This window comes from Marinomonas sp. MED121, assembly GCF_000153025.1.
Lineage (GTDB): Bacteria > Pseudomonadota > Gammaproteobacteria > Pseudomonadales > Marinomonadaceae > Marinomonas.
Genome location: NZ_CH672429.1, coordinates 1,744,577 through 1,760,820 on the forward strand (window position 1 = coordinate 1,744,577; position 16,244 = coordinate 1,760,820).

The window sequence follows — 16,244 nt, forward strand, 5'->3', positions numbered from 1 at the left end:
TGGTGTGCCGCCACTTGATCTTGTCTTAGGATAAATACCAAAGAGAGCCAAGCACCGCACGATTCGTTGTACAGACATTGTACACTGGTTCCAAGAACCGCGTATTTTAGGCGTCATTAAAGCATTCGGCAAGTTATTTTGGAGCGTTTATTCGCTAAATCAGGCGTTCTTAGTAAAAAAGGTTTAAAATCCAACGAGATAACAATCTCAATCTTTATAAGGCTAAGCTGAGCTCATGCTAGAACCGCTATTAACTCCCTACGCGTTTGTCAAAGTTGCTTTGGCTGTGCCTATGCGCACTTTATTTGATTATCGCGTTCCTAAGGCCATTGCCTTACGCCATGAGCTAGCAGCAGGTATGCGTATTAAGGTGCCTTTTGGCAATAGCACTCGCTTTGCCATCATAGTTTCCTTAACAAATGAAACCGAGTGGGATGAAAGCCAAGTAAAGCCTATCACCTCATTGCATGATGAAAAGCCGGTACTGGATAAAGAGATTTTAGCGCTCGCAACTTGGGCACAAAGGTATTATCACCACCCTATTGGCGAGGTACTTTTTCATGCCTTACCTGTCTTGCTACGTAAAGGAGAAAAGGCAGATTTTAGAACCGAAAACTGGTGGTGTATCACAGAGTTAGGTAAATCATTTGACCCTGCTGAGTTAAAACGCGCCCCAAGGCAACAAGACTTTCTGGCAGCAGTACAAAGTCATGCCAATGGCATTAGCCCGCAACTAATGACCTTAAACGCCCTCTCAGCCAGTGCAGCCAAAGCACTGGAAGAAAAACAACTGATTCAGCGGGTTCAAAAACACTTTAGTAAGAATGTCGAGCATCACGGCCATCAAAAAGAAGTGCCACATACATTAAATGCAGAACAAGCCCAAGCGCTAGACACACTCATGCCCAAGCTGAATGAGTTTAATGTGTCTTTATTAGACGGCATCACAGGCAGTGGTAAAACTGAGATCTACTTACGCTTAATCGAAAAAATGATACAGCAGGATAAACAAACGCTCGTATTAGTCCCTGAGATAGGTTTAACCCCGCAAACCCTGAAGCGTTTTGAAAACCGCTTTAATACAGACATCGTTCTCTTACATTCCAATATGAATGATAGAGAAAGGCTGGATGCTTGGTTGATGGCGCGACAAAGCAAGGCCAAGGTGATTATCGGGACGCGTTCTGGCATTTTTGTCCCTTGTCCAGATTTAGGCCTAATCATCATAGATGAAGAGCATGATTCCTCTTATAAACAGCAAGAAGGTTTTCGCTATCATGCTAGAGACCTTGCGCTCGTTCGAGCAAAAGCCGCACAGGTTCCTGTTATTTTAGGTAGTGCGACGCCCTGTTTTGAAAGCTTGTTAAATGCATGGCAAAACAAATATCAGTGGCTCAAACTTCGCCAACGAGCAGGTAATGCAAAATTACCAGAAATGACGCGAGTTGATCTTAGAGGGGAAACCCTCTTTTATGGTTTTAGTGAAAAAACCTTAGAAGCCATGCAAGCAACCCTGGCTAAAAAAGAGCAAGTATTAGTCTTTTTAAATCGTCGAGGTTATGCCCCCACGCTAATGTGCCATAGCTGCGGCTGGATTGCTGAATGCGACAACTGTGATGTTAATTTAACGGTCCATAGAAAGGCCAATAAGCTTCATTGCCATCACTGTGACCGTCATCAAGCTCTCGTGTATTCATGCCCAGAGTGCGGCAGTGAAAAGCTTTCTACGGTAGGAGAAGGGACGGAACAAATAGAAATCCAATTAAACAAGGTTTTTAAAGATACCCCTATTCTGCGAGTCGATAGAGACAGCACCCAAAGAAAGTCGGCACTGACACAAATTACCAATAAAATTCATGAGCATGATCAAGCGATTCTGATCGGCACCCAAATGCTAGCTAAGGGACATCACTTCCCTAACGTTACCTTGGTTGTTGTCATGGACGCTGATGTGGGTTTATTTTCAGCAGATTATCGCGGCATGGAAAGAACCGCACAACTCATCATGCAGGTATCAGGTCGCGCAGGCCGCTCAAGTAAACCCGGTAAAGTGCTATTACAAACTTATCATCCTGACCATGATTCGATACTGACCTTGTGTGATCAAGGCTACCAAGCATTTGCGGCCCAAGAGTTACAAGAAAGGAAGCGTTTAGATTGGCCGCCTTTTTGTCATCAAGTTTTAATTCGAACAGAATCCCATGATGAAGACGAAGCGTTTAACCTGCTACAACAAGTACGTTTGATGTTAGATCAACAGCAATTAGACGAAATAAATTATTTAGGTCCCTATGCTGCCATCATAGTAAAAAAAGCGGGACAACATAGATATTTACTCTCGCTCAAGTCGAAGCAAAGAGCGCCTTTGCATCAGTTAGTCGAGCATTTAAGTCTATGGTTAGAAAAAAACACGCAATCACGCAAAGTTCGCTTCGCAATTGATGTAGACCCCCTAGAAACTTACTAAGCAAGTGCGCATAATGTGGCAAGTTTTTTAAACCTTAATGAGAAGCATGTTCGATTTTATTCAAATGGCCCGTAAAGGGACCCAATCTAAAAAGGGAGCCACTCGACATCAGGCTCCTTTGGCAAAAGCAAAGCCCGTAAAATGGTGGATGTGGTTGTTAATCCCTGCCGTGGTTTTAGCCTTTATTTTTGCCCTGTTTAAATTGAGCCAAGTGTCTCCTGAAAGTAGCACTGCGCCTGTAGTTACCAAAGAGAAAGTTGCGCCGAAAAAAACCAGCGAGCCGAAAAAACAGGCTCCACAAACGGTAAAAAAAGAAGCTAAGAAAACTGACGAAAAAGAAAACTTTGAGTTTTACCAAATTCTGCAAGACAGCGAAGTAGACACCAGCCACGTAGACGCTTACAAGTCCACCCCAAGAGGTGAGCAGGATTTCCTCTACATGATTCAGGCCGCTTCATTTCGTAATGATAAAGATGCGGACCGTATGCGTGCAGATCTAATTTTATCAGGCATGGATACCAAGATACGCAAAACCATAGGTGAAAATGGCCAGCCCTGGTACCGTGTTGTGGTTGGCCCTTTTGTGTCACGTTCTAAAATGAACCGCGCCAAAGATAAATTAGCAAATAAAGACATCCAAGCTTACTCCTATAAGATCCCTAAGGAAGACTAGGGAAACTGCGATTAAGCTGCGACTCTCGTCTTAAGTCTCAGGCGTTTTATCCAAAAGCTGAGGCGGGAGGAGTGATTCGTCGTTTCCCTAGTCAGGCTTTCTTAGAAACAAAAGCGCAAGACTTTTTCGCTATGTGTTACCTCTATCCTTGAAAAGTCCTTGCTTGCCCCCATTTTCTATTTTAATTGAATTTGGAGTAGATCAATGACAACCATTCTAACAGTACGTAAAGGCAATCAAGTCGTTGTTGGCGGAGATGGCCAAGTATCCCTAGGCAATACCGTCATGAAAGGGAACGCGCGTAAAGTTCGCCGCCTTTACCATAATGAAGTTGTAGCAGGCTTTGCCGGCGGTACAGCAGACGCTTTTACCCTATTCGAACGCTTCGAAGGTCAATTAGAGAAATACCAAGGCGACCTCGTCCGTGCGGCCGTTGAATTAGCTAAAGATTGGCGTTCTGATAAAGCCCTGCGCAAACTAGAAGCCATGCTTATTGTTGCTAACAAACAAAGCACCCTTATCATCACAGGTAACGGTGATGTGGTCGAACCAGAACATGGAGCATTAGCCATAGGTTCCGGTGGCAACTATGCAGAAGCATCAGCACGCGCATTAATTGATAACACAGACCTAAAAGCTCAAGACATAGTGGAAAAAAGTCTAAAAATTGCTGCTGATATTTGTGTTTTCACCAACCACTCATTAACAGTGGAAAGCATTACGATTGACCCTCAGCTTGAAGATAACACTCAGGCAGTTTAACGGTTATTTGCCCCCTAAAACCTAGCGGGAAATATGAATTTATACCGTCATGATGCAGCGACAATCATGATGAATAGCTAAGAGATAAGATTATGAGCAAGATGACGCCAAGAGAAACGGTAAACGCGTTAGACGAACATATTATTGGACAACAATCAGCCAAAAGAGCCGTAGCCATTGCCCTACGTAATCGCTGGCGTCGCATGCAACTACCTGAAGCCATGCGTGCAGAAGTAACCCCCAAAAACATCTTGATGATAGGGCCAACAGGTGTGGGTAAAACAGAGATTGCCCGTCGTTTGGCGAAGCTTGCCAATGCACCATTCATCAAGATAGAAGCAACCAAATTTACTGAAGTGGGTTATGTCGGTCGTGATGTTGAATCCATCATTCGTGATCTGGTTGAAATGGCCATTAAAATGCTGCGCGAGCAAGCGAGCGAACGACTACAAAACAAGGCAGCCGATGCCGCTGAAGACCGTATTCTAGATGCCCTATTACCACCAGCACGTGGTGTTGAGCCAACGGAAGACAGCAGCACTCGCCAAGTTTTCCGTAAAAAGCTACGTGAAGGCCAATTAGACGATAAAGAGATCGATATTGATCTTGCGGCACAAGCTGCCAATGTTGAAATCATGACCCCACCTGGCATGGAAGAAATGACCAGCCAGTTGCAAAACATGTTTTCTAACTTTGGTGGTGAGAAAACCACTAAGCGTAAATTGAAAGTGAAAGACGCTCTTCGTCAAGTACGTGACGAAGAAGCGGCAAAACTCATCAATGAAGATGAACTAAAAGCCCAAGCGGTTGAAGCAGTAGAGCAAAACGGTATCGTTTTCTTAGACGAAATCGATAAAGTCGCAAAAAGCTCAGAGCGTTCAAGTGGTGAAGTTTCCCGTGAAGGGGTTCAGCGTGATTTACTACCTCTTGTTGAAGGCTGCACTGTTAGCACGAAATACGGCATGATTAAAACGGATCATATCTTATTTATTGCCTCTGGGGCTTTCCACTTATCCAAGCCATCTGACTTGATTCCTGAGTTACAAGGTCGCCTCCCAATTCGAGTTGAGCTAAATGCTCTGACGGTTGAAGACTTTAAGCGTATTTTGGTTGAGCCAAATGCCTCTTTAACTAAACAGTATGTTGCTCTTGCGGCAACCGAAGGCGTTACTCTTAACTTCACTGAAGAAGGTATCCACCGTCTTGCCGAGGTCGCCTTTAAAGTAAATGAAACAACTGAGAATATCGGTGCTCGTCGTTTACATACTATGTTAGAAAGATTGCTGGAGGAGGTTTCTTATTCAGCAAGTGATATGCCTGATGGTCAAGAGGTGAATATCACAGCAGAGTACGTGGATGATCAGCTTGGTGAAGTGGTAGAAGATGAAGACCTAAGCCGCTATATCCTATAATATTTCATGATTCGACTAACAAAAGGGGTTCTTTTGAACCTCTTTTGTCTTTCTAGCCTAAAAAATGGAAAGCCAAATGAGCAAGCCTTTACCCAGCAAAATTCACTACCATAAGCAAAGCCGAGAACTTGAACTTATTTTCAACGATGGTTTTACCTTTCGTTATAGTGCTGAGTATTTAAGGGTTCATTCACCATCGGCCGAAGTCAGAGGCCATGGTATGCAAGTACCCATTTTGCAATATGGCAAAAAAGACGTAGCCATTATGAATCTTGAAGCAGCGGGGAACTATGCCCTAAAAATCAGTTTTGATGATGGTCATGATTCTGGTCTTTATAGCTGGGATTACCTGTATAACATAGGTAAAAATCATGCCGAACTTTGGTCTCTATATTTACAGCGCCTCGAACAAGAAGGCCAACAGAGACAATCAAGCAGCATTCAATTTAAACAGCTATAACATCCTAACTCTAACCTTAATAGGTCCTATGATATGAGCCTTATCACCTTAGCAGGCTTGAAAGCCGTTGAACATGCGATCAACCTTGCCTTGGAACAAGATCAAGCTTCCCAACAAAAGTTGAGTCAACTAGCAGGCCAACAAATCTTAATTGAGGTCGAAGACTTTAACCTTTTAATCTTGATTCAAATTTTAGAGCAAGGCCTTGCCTTAGGTTTACCTGGGCATGTGAGCGAAGCAGGGCTTGACGAAAAACAAGATACCCATGTTAAAGGCGTCTCTTCTGCTTATCGCAAACTATTGGATGGTGATGGCTTCTTTGATGGAGATTTACGCATTCAGGGCAATGCACAAACCCTTATGACCTTGCATAAAGTCTCTGCAAATTTTGAACTGGATTGGGAAGGGATATTGGCAGACAAAATTGGTGATATGCCCACCTCTTTTATTGCCCCGTTACTTCGCAGTAAATGGCAATGGACAAAGGAAACCAGCAAAAGCTTTAAACTCAATTTAGTTGAGTATCTGCAAGAAGAAGCAGACTTATTGCCCAGTAAAATAGAGTTCACCAACTTTATCGAAGACCTTGAACAATTAGAAACCTCACTTGACCGCCTAGAAGCTCGCATGCGTTTTGCGACAAATAAGCTTTAACCCATCACCAGATTAAACCTGAAAATTTAAACATAAAAAAGGAGAAGCATTAAGCTTCTCCTTTTTTATTGAATAAACAGTAACAAATTGATAGTAAGCAGTTACTTACACACTAACATCATATGCTAAAGGCTGTGTGAAAGTCTCTCTAATCACTTCGGGGCTTACATTTGTGGCAATCAAGAAGTGCAGCTTAGCAAATGCCGCTTCATAGGTCATATCTAAGCCCGATATCACACCCGCTTGCACCAAGGCAGAACCCGCCGCATAAGTACCGGCAGAAACCGCACCAGCGCCACATTGGCTTACATTAACAATGACACAGCCTGAATCACTGGCTTTTTTCAACAAAGCTAAAAATTCTGGGTTAGCATCTGGGCCATTACCTGCACCGTAAGTTAATAGTACCGCCCCTTTTACTACGCCCTCTTTATCTTGAGGGAAAAGCAATGATTCTATTTGTGCAGCCTGTAACCCTGGGAAAATAGGCACTAGGGTAACCGCATCATTTTGCATTTTAGGGATTTGAATCAGCTCACCTTTTTTGGTGTGCATTTTGCGCCAGTTCCACTCAATGCCCAACTCGCCTCTTAGTAAAGCATTAGGTGAAGAGAACGCCTGTAGAGCACTCGTATTCGCTTTATGGGCACGTGCCCCTTCAATCAACTTACCGCCAAAGAAAAGGAATACACCATTAGGCCCTTCTAACAAGGCATCTAAAGCACCGTAAACATTGTCTAGCGCATCGTTACGGCTTTTAAACATAGGAATTTGAGAACCAGTCACAACCACAGGCTTAGACGAATTCTGTAACATAAAGGCTAAAGCCGATGAGGTATAAGCCATGGTATCTGTTCCATGCAATACCATAAAGCCATCGTATTCCTGCCATTTAGATTGTAGATCATTCGCTATTGCGACCCAATCAGACGGGGCGGCATTGGAGCTATCGATAAGCTCAGGGTAACAGTGGACAAAAAACTCATGCTCTGTGCTGTATTGAGTTAACTTTTGCAAAACCACATCAGCAAAAGCGGCATCTGGCACATAGCCATGATCGGATGGCACCATACCAATAGTACCACCAGTGTAAGCCACATAAATTTTCATACTCTTCCCCTAGCAAATAAAATCAGATTAACGCGCTAGAAGCTTACTGATATCACGCCAAGGTGCAAGCTTTTGTCATGTCATTTAGCGGCTTACTTAACGAGAAAATGACCGAAACAAGACTCAGTGTTTTAAGTACGATAGCCACTGACCATTTTATTCAGCTCACTGGCTAGGTGATAGACATTTTCACTGGCTTGATCAGTCTCAATAATACCGGCTGTCGTTTGCGCCGTGAGCTCAGAAATATTAATCACACTACGGCTGATTTCTTCAGAAGTTTGCGCTTGCTGTTCAGAGGCCGCCGCTATCTGGGTATTCATATCAAATATGTTGTCCACACTTTGTACGATCTGCTCTATTGCCGCCATATTTTGCTTAGTACGCTCTTCACTTAAATTCATGTCCTGCTGACTTTCAGTCATCACAGCCACAGACTGACTCGTACCTGATTGCAGGCTTAAAATCAGATTTTGAATTTCTTCCGTTGATTCACTAGTTCGCTGGGCTAATGATCTCACTTCATCGGCAACCACAGCGAACCCTCGCCCACTTTCCCCTGCTCTCGCCGCTTCAATTGCCGCATTCAAGGCTAATAAATTAGTTTGTTCGGCAATGCCTCGAATCACATCTAACACCATACCGATATTGCCTGAGTCTAACTCTAGCTGATGAATGACCTTAGAGGCTTGAGCAATACTGCCAGATAAAGTGGTGATAGAGGTCCCTGCCTGATCCGATAAATCACGCCCTTCAAACGCGGCATTTTTCGTCTGCTTTGCCTCATCCGCGGCACTATGAATATGTTGGGATATCTCTTTGGAAGTCGCTAACATTTGCTCAACCGCGGACGCCACCATGTTGGTTTGCATCTCTTGTTCCTTGGTATGCTCTCGACTTTGCTTAGCCGCGACAGAAGATTGCTCTGCGGCACAAACGAGCTGGTGAGAGATATCCTTAGTATTAATAAAAATATGCTGTAGTTGGCGGACAAAACGGTTAAAAGACTCACTTAAAAAGGCAAATTCATCATTGCCTTTAGCGTTGAGTTCTACCGTTAAATCAGCATCACCATCAGCAATATGCTTAAGGTGTTCATTTAATGAATTTAAGCGCTTAGTGATAAGGCGAGTTGTCATTAACAAGAGGCATACACTAATACAACTCACCCCAAGAAAGACCATCAGATTAAGCCAGCTGGCTTGCTGCTCTACTTGCTGAATTTCCGCCTTTAAGGTCACGTCCAGATTTTTAACCAGGTCGACAGTTGCCACTGCTGACCCTTGCATCAAACCTTGTAAACCTTGGCTTTGAGTCAAGCCTAAGGCTTCATAAGCCTGTACTAGCTGGGTAAAGGCAGATTGATAGCCACGTATACTTAAAATGAGCTGTTTTTTCGCCTGACTGGGCAGCTTGCTTGTGGTGATATGCACATAAAACAGCTTACTTTGGCGTTTATGCTGGGCAAGATAAAGCGCATCTTTACGCAACATAAAGTTCTTTTCCAAGCGACGCAACGTCAGCATATCTAACATCAGCTTTGAGTCTGCGTTCGCCATCAGTAAAAGCTCTTCCGCCTGTAAAATACTACCTCTTAGCTTTGCTTGCAGACCTTGATCTTGGCTTAAACCTATTTCAGTGTGTCTTTGATAAATGCCAATAAAGTCTTGCTGGTACTCTTCAAGACTGCTTTTTAGTTCATTAAACGCCTGTGATTTATCAACGCCAAATTGATTAAACCCCAACTCCACTTTGGCAATTTTATTTACCAAAGCTTGATACTCTTGCTCGAAACCTTGATAACTATCGAGATTAAACTCAGTTAGAAAGTCCTTTTCATATTGGCGCAACATGAGCATTTGGCTATTAACTTGGCTTAAATCTACCGCTAAATCCTGTAAATCAGACATTTGGTTAGCGCGGTAGGTGGCCATACTAGACAAAAGTAAAAAAGAGCAGACCACTAAGCCTGTGATAAACATTAATTTGGCGCGCACTGAAAAATTCAAACGTATCTTCATGACTATCCTTATCTTCAATAACCTAACTCACGAATACCTTTACACTAGCTAGCTTGGTGTGTGTGAAATAGGCAAAAAGCAGCCAATATCCATGCCAATAGATGCAAAGTCTAAAGCCTAAGATTAAAGGAAATATTAGTTCTGCTTATTGATTTAGAAGGGCGTTCAAATAATCAAAACAGGCGTTACGACTGAACTTGATTCAAAACAAAAAAAGCCAACCCTAAGGTTGGCTTTTTATCTTCAAATACTGCGTTGGGGCAATACTTTACATACGCTCTAAGGTTTCTATCCCTAATAAAGATAGGCCCTGTTTAAGGGTAGAAGCGGTATTTAACGCTAATTGTAGGCGACTATTTTTCAGCTCATCTTCCGCATTCAGAATTGGGCAAGCTTCGTAGAAGGTCATAAAGGTGCCAGCAAGCTCGTATAGGTAAGCACATAAATTATGAGGCATACCATCGTTAGCAACCTGTTGCACAGCTTCTTCAAATTGCATCAACTTAACCGCTAAAGCGCGCTCTTGAGATTCAGCCAGAGAAATATCACCGGTCAAATTAGCTACATCAATCTCAGAGCGGCGCACTATGCTAGCAACACGAGAATAAGCGTAAAGCAAGTAAGGCGCGGTATTGCCTTCAAAACTCAACATAGTATCCCAGTTAAACACATAATCACTGGTACGGTTTTTCGATAGGTCAGCATACTTAACTGAGGCAATACCTACCACACGACCGATATTACGTAGCTCGTCTTCTTCCATTTCTGGATTCTTTTCAGCCACCAGCTGATACGCTCTGTCTTGTGCTTCTGCTAGCAAATCAGATAGCTTAGCTACGGTACCAGAACGCGTTTTAAACGGCTTACCATCGGTTCCCATTACGGTACCAAAAGGCATGTGCTCAAGGCTGGTTTCAGGTTTAACAAAGCCTGCTTTACGGCCAAGGGTGTAGATTTGTTGGAAGTGCAAAGATTGACGCGCATCGACAAAGTACAAACCACGATCAAAGTTCAGCACATCTTGACGATACCTTAGGGCAGCCAAATCAGTAGTAGCATACAAAAAACCACCACCGGTTTTCTGTACGATAACAGGGGTAATTTCGCCTTCTTTATTGGCAAACTCTTCCATGAAGACACATTGAGCGCCATTAGATTCTTGTAATAAGTCCTGCTCTTTTAGCGCTGCAACCACATTGTGTAGATCATCGTTATAAGCACTTTCTGGCATCACGTTTTCACGAGTTAAAGACACACCCAGTGTTTTATAAGTCGCTTCACAGTGCTCTAAAGAGATATTGATAAACTCCTGCCATAGGGCTAAACACTCTTCATCACCTGATTGCAGGGAAACAACCAATTCACGGGCACGAGCCGCAAAGGCTTCATCGTCATCAAAACAGGTTTTCGCCGCACGATAGAAGGTTTCTAAATCAGACAAAGCCATGCTGATTTCAGTATTTTCTTGACGCAGTCTTTCCATATACGCCAGTAGCATGCCAAATTGTGTGCCCCAATCACCCACGTGATTTTGACGCACAACATTATGGCCTAAGAACTCTAGCGTACGAACAACGGCATCACCAATAACGGTTGATCTTAGATGTCCTACGTGCATTTCTTTGGCAAGGTTAGGGGAAGAATAATCCACCACGATTGTTTGCGCTTTTTCTACTTGAGCGATATCTAAACGCGCGCTCTTGCGCAAGCTAGCTAAAGCACCTGACATCCAATCGTTTTTCAAAAAGATGTTAATAAAACCAGGGCCTGCAATCTCAACTTTATCAGCAACATCAGATAGGTCTAATAGATCTAAGACTTTCTGTGCAAATTCACGAGGGTTGGTTTTAAGCTTTTTCGCGACCCCCATCATGCCATTGGCTTGATAATCACCAAATTGTACCTTGGCAGATTGACGAACAAGTGCAGGGGCATCATCAGCCGCGCCTGCCGCAACCATAGCCTGTTGGATACGGTTATTAAGAAGGGTTTGAATATTCACTGAAAGTCTTTCCTATTGACGTTGCACAAGCTGGCTTAAAGGTGTTTTAAGCCTCACTCTTTGGCGACGTTTTCACTGTAAAATAATTGCACGTATGATAACCGATTTTACCCCTTCAGCTAAAGTGGCGATTCACATTTACCCTTGAGTTAAAATAAATAGGTTTGGGTAAACCCAGCCTCAGTTGAGCTGATCAGACTGCAAATTATCGGATAACCATTGAGCAAAAACCTGCATTAAGGGAGTGCGTCCCTCAGGCCTTGTAAAAATAAGGTGATAGCCATTGTTCGAGCTATGGCTAAATTGTGGGAAGGCTACCAAGATACCCGCCTGCACTAAGTCATCCACCAAAGGAGACCAAGCAAGGCTCACTCCTTGCCCAGCTAAGGCAGCTTGTACTAACAGCGTAAAATTATCTGATTCTAATTGAGCGTTAACACCGTTAAGGGTCAGGCCATACTCATGGGCCACATCATCCCAGTTAAGCCAAGGCTTTCCATTTAAGGCATTTAGCTTTAATAAGGGTAAGTTTAAAAGGTCAGCCAAAGAATCAATCTGCTTACCTTCAACCAAGGCTTTACTGCAAACTGGATACACTTTTTCACTAAGCAACTGATAACTATCCTGACTCTGATAATGATCTGCACCAAACAGGATAACAATGTCTGCTTCACCCTTATTTTCTACTTCAGGCGCTTGCGAAGTTTGCAGCCGAATATCCATGTCTGGAAACTCATTCTGATACAAATTTCTAAACTCACTGAGCTTAGGCATCAAGCCATATGTTGCAAAAGCAAAGTCTGTCGCCACTGTTATGCGATTATTTTTCGGTTGTTGGCGAATATCATCGCAAACAGACGTAAGTGATTGCAGGCTTTTTTGTGTCGCTAATAGCAACTTGTTTCCCGCTTCGGTGAGCTCTACCCCTCGATAAATACGCACAAATAATAAAGAGTTTAAATTAGCTTCAAGACCCCTAATCTGCTGACTGATAGCGGGTTGCGTTGTTCCTAGCTCTCTTGCTGCACGGGTAAAACTTAGATGTCTCGCCGCTGATTCAAAAACGACCAAACTTTGCAGTGGTGGTAACGCCTCATTCGTTGGCATAAGTTAAACTTATCCGAGTCATAATATTTCAGTCAGTTTACAGAAGATTTTCTTAGGTTCAACCTAACAAACAACAAACAAGAGCCAAAATAACATTAGCTCTAATTATTTAACTTTGAAGCAGGTTGAACTCATGAAACATAAACAACCCAACATATTATTCTTAATGGCAGATCAGCTAGCTGCATCAGCATTGCCCATTTACGGTCATAAACTAGTCAAGACACCTAACCTCGAAGCGCTCGCTAATGAAGGTGTCGTTTTTGATTCGGCTTATTGTAATAGCCCTCTTTGCGCACCTTCTCGATATGTTTTAATGACAGGCCAGTTGCCCGCTAAAATTGGTGCATTCGATAACGCCGCGGATTTACCTGCCGATATACCCACCTTCGCCCATTACTTACGCCAGCAAAACTATCAAACCGCGTTATCTGGCAAGATGCACTTTTGTGGACCAGAGCAGCTACACGGTTTTGAAGACAGGCTAACCACAGACATTTACCCAGCAGACTATGGTTGGTTTCCTAATTGGGATGATCCAACAACACGCCCAACCTGGTATCACAATATGAGTTCAGTCACTCAAGCTGGCCCTTGTGTTCGCACCAACCAATTAGATTTTGATGATGAAGTGACCTTTCAGGCAAAGCGCTATCTGCATGATTATGCTCGTGGTAAACAAGAAAGACCTTTCTGCCTGACTGTCTCTCTTACTCATCCCCATGACCCTTATGCTATTCCAGAAGAGTATTGGAACATGTATCAGGATGAGGATATTGAACTCCCTAAAATAGACATTCCAAAATCTGAGCAAGACCCTCATTCGTTAAGGCTACAAGATGTGTTTGCCTATGATGAGCAACCCATCACAGAGCAGCAGATTAAAAATGCCAGACGCGCTTATTATGGCGCTATTAGTTATGTCGATGACAAGATTGGCGAAGTGCTCAAATCCCTAAGAGATTGTGGCTTAGATGAAGATACCATCATCGTCTTTTCCGGTGATCATGGTGACATGCTGGGCGAACGTAACCTTTGGTACAAGATGTCCTTCTTCGAAGATTCGGTGCGTGTCCCTATGATAGTTCACTCGCCTAAACGCTTTACCCCAAAACGCGTGTCTGAGTCAGTTTCGACCATGGATTTATTACCTACTTTTGTCGATATCGCCTCCAACAAGGCCAAACAAGATTATGCGATGCCAATTCAAGGTCGCAGTATCATGCCTCACCTTGAAGGCACAGGCGGCCATGATGAAGTGATTGCAGAATACTTTGGCGAAGGCACGATCGCACCTTTGTTTATGATTCGTCGCGGGGATTACAAGTACATTTGCTGTGACCAAGACCCAGACCAACTCTTCAACCTTAAACTTGATCCTAAAGAACTAAACAATCTCGCCAAGGACTCAGAACATCAAGCACTGGTTAAGCAGTTTAGAGCAGAAGCCGCTGAACGTTGGGATCATGAAGCCTTAACGCAAGATGTGCTTATTAGCCAACGCCGTCGTCGTTTAGTCGTTGGCGCGCTAAATAAAGGTAAAAAGAAAACCTGGGACCACCAGCCTTTCTTTGATAGTGGTGAGCTTTACATGCGTAACCACATTGACCTTGATGACCTTGAAGCAAGGTCACGCTTTCCAAAAGTTGATTAACCCACTTAAAACAATAAAAACAGACCATTTACACGACAAAGGAGTTTCCTCATGTTGCAGATGTTACCTTATCGTCCACTTGTGAAAAGTATTGCCCTTGCGACCTTAGCGTTATCCGCTAGCCTAAGTCTTGCCCAAGAGCCTAGTCAGTGTCAGAAAGTCACTTTCTCTGATCCTGGCTGGACAGATATTGGCGCCACCAATGGTATTACCAGTACCATTTTAGAAGGACTGGGTTATCAAACCGAAGTGTTTTTATTAGGTGTGCCGGTTGGCTTTGAAAGCTTAAAAAGTGGTGAGATTGATCTCTTCATGGGGAACTGGATGCCAGCGCAATCAGGCTTTATTGACCAATATAAAGAGGATATCGACCAGGTTCGAACCAACCTTGAAGGCGTAAAATTCACCTTGGCTGTCCCTGAATTTGTATATAACGCAGGGGTGCAAAGTTTTGCCGATTTACACAAATTTGAGAATCAATTTAGAAGCAAAATCTATGGTATCGAAGCCGGTGCACCAGCCAATCAAAACCTGCAAAAAATGATTGATAGCAATGATTTTGGCCTAGGTGACTGGAAGGTTGTTGAGTCAGGCGAGCAAGCCATGTTGACTCAGGTAAACCGCTCTGTTCGTCGTGACAAGTTCATTGTTTTTCTCGGTTGGGAGCCTCACCCAATGAATGTTAACTTTGATCTTAAATACCTTTCTGGTGGTGATAAGTATTTTGGCCCCAATTATGGTGGCGCCACCATTCACACCCTAAGCCGAAAAGGTTACAGCCAAGAATGCTCAAATGTTGGGACCTTAGTCCAGAACCTGAAATTCTCTTTAACCATGGAAAATGAAATCATAGGCGAAGTATTAAATAATGCGAAAAACCCAAAAGTCGCCGCCAAGGAATGGTTAACGGCCAATCCTGATGTATTGGACACTTGGCTTGAAGGCGTAACCACCTATGACGGTGGTAATGGGCTGACAGCTGTCAAGCAGCACCTTGCACTCTAAAGCTCAAGGCTCGATGTTAAGTTTGTTGTTGAAGGTTGTTAGTGCCTATGCATCTCCTCTCTTTGCATGGAACTAATGCCTTCCAACAAAAAAGCCCGACAGTTTTCACTCTCGGGCTTTCCTATTGTTAACATTCAAAAGCGTTAAACCTAGTGCTTTTGAAGCCCTTATTTAAAGAACAACTGACACGCCTGATTATTGGTTTCGTCCTGATAAGGATAACCTAACGCATCAAGGTATTGCGTCACATCAGTCTCTTCTCCAACCGCTTGTAAGCCGACCAAAACACGACCATAAGCATCACCATGGTTGCGATAATGGAACATGGAAATATTCCACTCGCCGCCTAAGCTATTTAAGAATTTTAGCAAAGCGCCAGGGCGCTCTGGAAATTCAAAGCTATAGAGTAGCTCGCCTTTTTCGCTTCTTAAGTGACCGCCTATCATATGACGAATATGCACCTTAGCGGTTTCATCGTCAGTAAGATCCACAATCTCATAGTCTTTTAAATCGTCTAATAGATTTTCTCGACTATGAGGATGCCCCCCTAGCTGAACACCCACAAAAATCGCCGCTTGTTCTGGGTCGCTGTAACGATAGTTAAACTCAGTAATATTGCGTGTCTCTAAAGCTTGGCAGAAAGAACGGAAGCTACCTGGGCTTTCTGGGATTTTCACCGCAATAATGGCTTCGCGTTTTTCACCTAACTCAGCGCGTTCTGACACATGGCGTAAACGGTCAAAGTTAACATTAGCACCCGAGTTAATCGCAATCAGAGTCTGATCCTTAGCTCCAGTGGCTTCTATGTACTTTTTAAGGCCAGCTAAAGCACAAGCTCCCGCAGGTTCTGTGATAGCACGGGTATCATCGTAAATGTCTTTAATCGCCGCACACATTTCGTCAGTGGTGACTGTGAT

12 protein-coding genes and 1 pseudogene are annotated in these 16,244 nt (G+C 43.4%); 8 read left to right on the forward strand and 5 right to left on the reverse strand.

Features of this window, described 5'->3' with window-relative positions; translation table 11 throughout:
* Positions 1–235: 235 nt before the first annotated feature.
* From MED121_RS07880 to MED121_RS07905, 6 genes are all read left to right on the forward strand, one after another.
* Positions 236–2,467, forward strand: a complete 2,232-nt coding sequence (locus MED121_RS07880; protein WP_009833126.1) for a primosomal protein N' — start codon at positions 236–238, stop codon at positions 2,465–2,467.
* A gap of 46 nt (positions 2,468–2,513) precedes the next feature.
* Positions 2,514–3,140 (forward strand): SPOR domain-containing protein, encoded by a 627-nt coding sequence (locus tag MED121_RS07885; protein WP_009833127.1) that lies wholly within the window; start codon positions 2,514–2,516, stop codon positions 3,138–3,140.
* Positions 3,141–3,344: 204 nt separating this feature from the next.
* The gene (hslV, locus tag MED121_RS07890; protein ID WP_009833128.1) at positions 3,345–3,902 is read left to right on the forward strand and encodes an ATP-dependent protease subunit HslV; all 558 of its coding nucleotides are present in this window, start codon (positions 3,345–3,347) and stop codon (positions 3,900–3,902) included.
* 92 nt (positions 3,903–3,994) lie between these two features.
* Positions 3,995–5,314, forward strand: a complete 1,320-nt coding sequence (hslU, locus tag MED121_RS07895; RefSeq protein WP_009833129.1) for an ATP-dependent protease ATPase subunit HslU — start codon at positions 3,995–3,997, stop codon at positions 5,312–5,314.
* Positions 5,315–5,390: 76 nt separating this feature from the next.
* Entirely contained in the window at positions 5,391–5,774 is a 384-nt protein-coding gene (locus MED121_RS07900; protein WP_036178969.1) for a DUF971 domain-containing protein, read from the forward strand.
* Positions 5,775–5,807: 33 nt separating this feature from the next.
* Positions 5,808–6,428: an SCP2 sterol-binding domain-containing protein gene (locus tag MED121_RS07905; protein ID WP_009833131.1), complete on the forward strand. Its 621-nt coding sequence runs from the start codon at positions 5,808–5,810 to the stop codon at positions 6,426–6,428.
* A gap of 105 nt (positions 6,429–6,533) precedes the next feature.
* Here MED121_RS07905 and MED121_RS07910 read toward each other — a convergent pair whose 3' ends face one another.
* From MED121_RS07910 to MED121_RS07925, 4 genes are all read right to left on the reverse strand, one after another.
* Complete coding sequence (locus MED121_RS07910; RefSeq protein WP_009833132.1) at positions 6,534–7,538, reverse strand: asparaginase domain-containing protein; 1,005 nt, start codon at positions 7,536–7,538, stop codon at positions 6,534–6,536.
* 131 nt (positions 7,539–7,669) lie between these two features.
* The gene (locus MED121_RS07915; protein WP_009833133.1) at positions 7,670–9,559 is read right to left on the reverse strand and encodes a methyl-accepting chemotaxis protein; all 1,890 of its coding nucleotides are present in this window, start codon (positions 9,557–9,559) and stop codon (positions 7,670–7,672) included.
* A gap of 268 nt (positions 9,560–9,827) precedes the next feature.
* The gene (gene argS / locus MED121_RS07920; protein WP_009833134.1) at positions 9,828–11,561 is read right to left on the reverse strand and encodes an arginine--tRNA ligase; all 1,734 of its coding nucleotides are present in this window, start codon (positions 11,559–11,561) and stop codon (positions 9,828–9,830) included.
* A 180-nt stretch (positions 11,562–11,741) separates the two neighbouring features.
* The gene (locus MED121_RS07925; RefSeq protein ID WP_009833135.1) at positions 11,742–12,668 is read right to left on the reverse strand and encodes a LysR substrate-binding domain-containing protein; all 927 of its coding nucleotides are present in this window, start codon (positions 12,666–12,668) and stop codon (positions 11,742–11,744) included.
* Between the two features lie 133 nt (positions 12,669–12,801).
* Here MED121_RS07925 and betC point away from each other — a divergent pair, with 133 nt between their 5' ends.
* Together betC and MED121_RS07935 are read left to right on the forward strand one after the other, a co-directional pair.
* Positions 12,802–14,322 (forward strand): choline-sulfatase, encoded by a 1,521-nt coding sequence (betC, locus tag MED121_RS07930; protein ID WP_036178976.1) that lies wholly within the window; start codon positions 12,802–12,804, stop codon positions 14,320–14,322.
* 51 nt (positions 14,323–14,373) lie between these two features.
* The gene (locus tag MED121_RS07935; protein WP_009833137.1) at positions 14,374–15,327 is read left to right on the forward strand and encodes a choline ABC transporter substrate-binding protein; all 954 of its coding nucleotides are present in this window, start codon (positions 14,374–14,376) and stop codon (positions 15,325–15,327) included.
* Positions 15,328–15,494: 167 nt separating this feature from the next.
* Here MED121_RS07935 and MED121_RS07940 read toward each other — a convergent pair.
* A pseudogene (locus tag MED121_RS07940) lies at positions 15,495–16,244 on the reverse strand (threonine ammonia-lyase, biosynthetic); the annotation flags it as partial.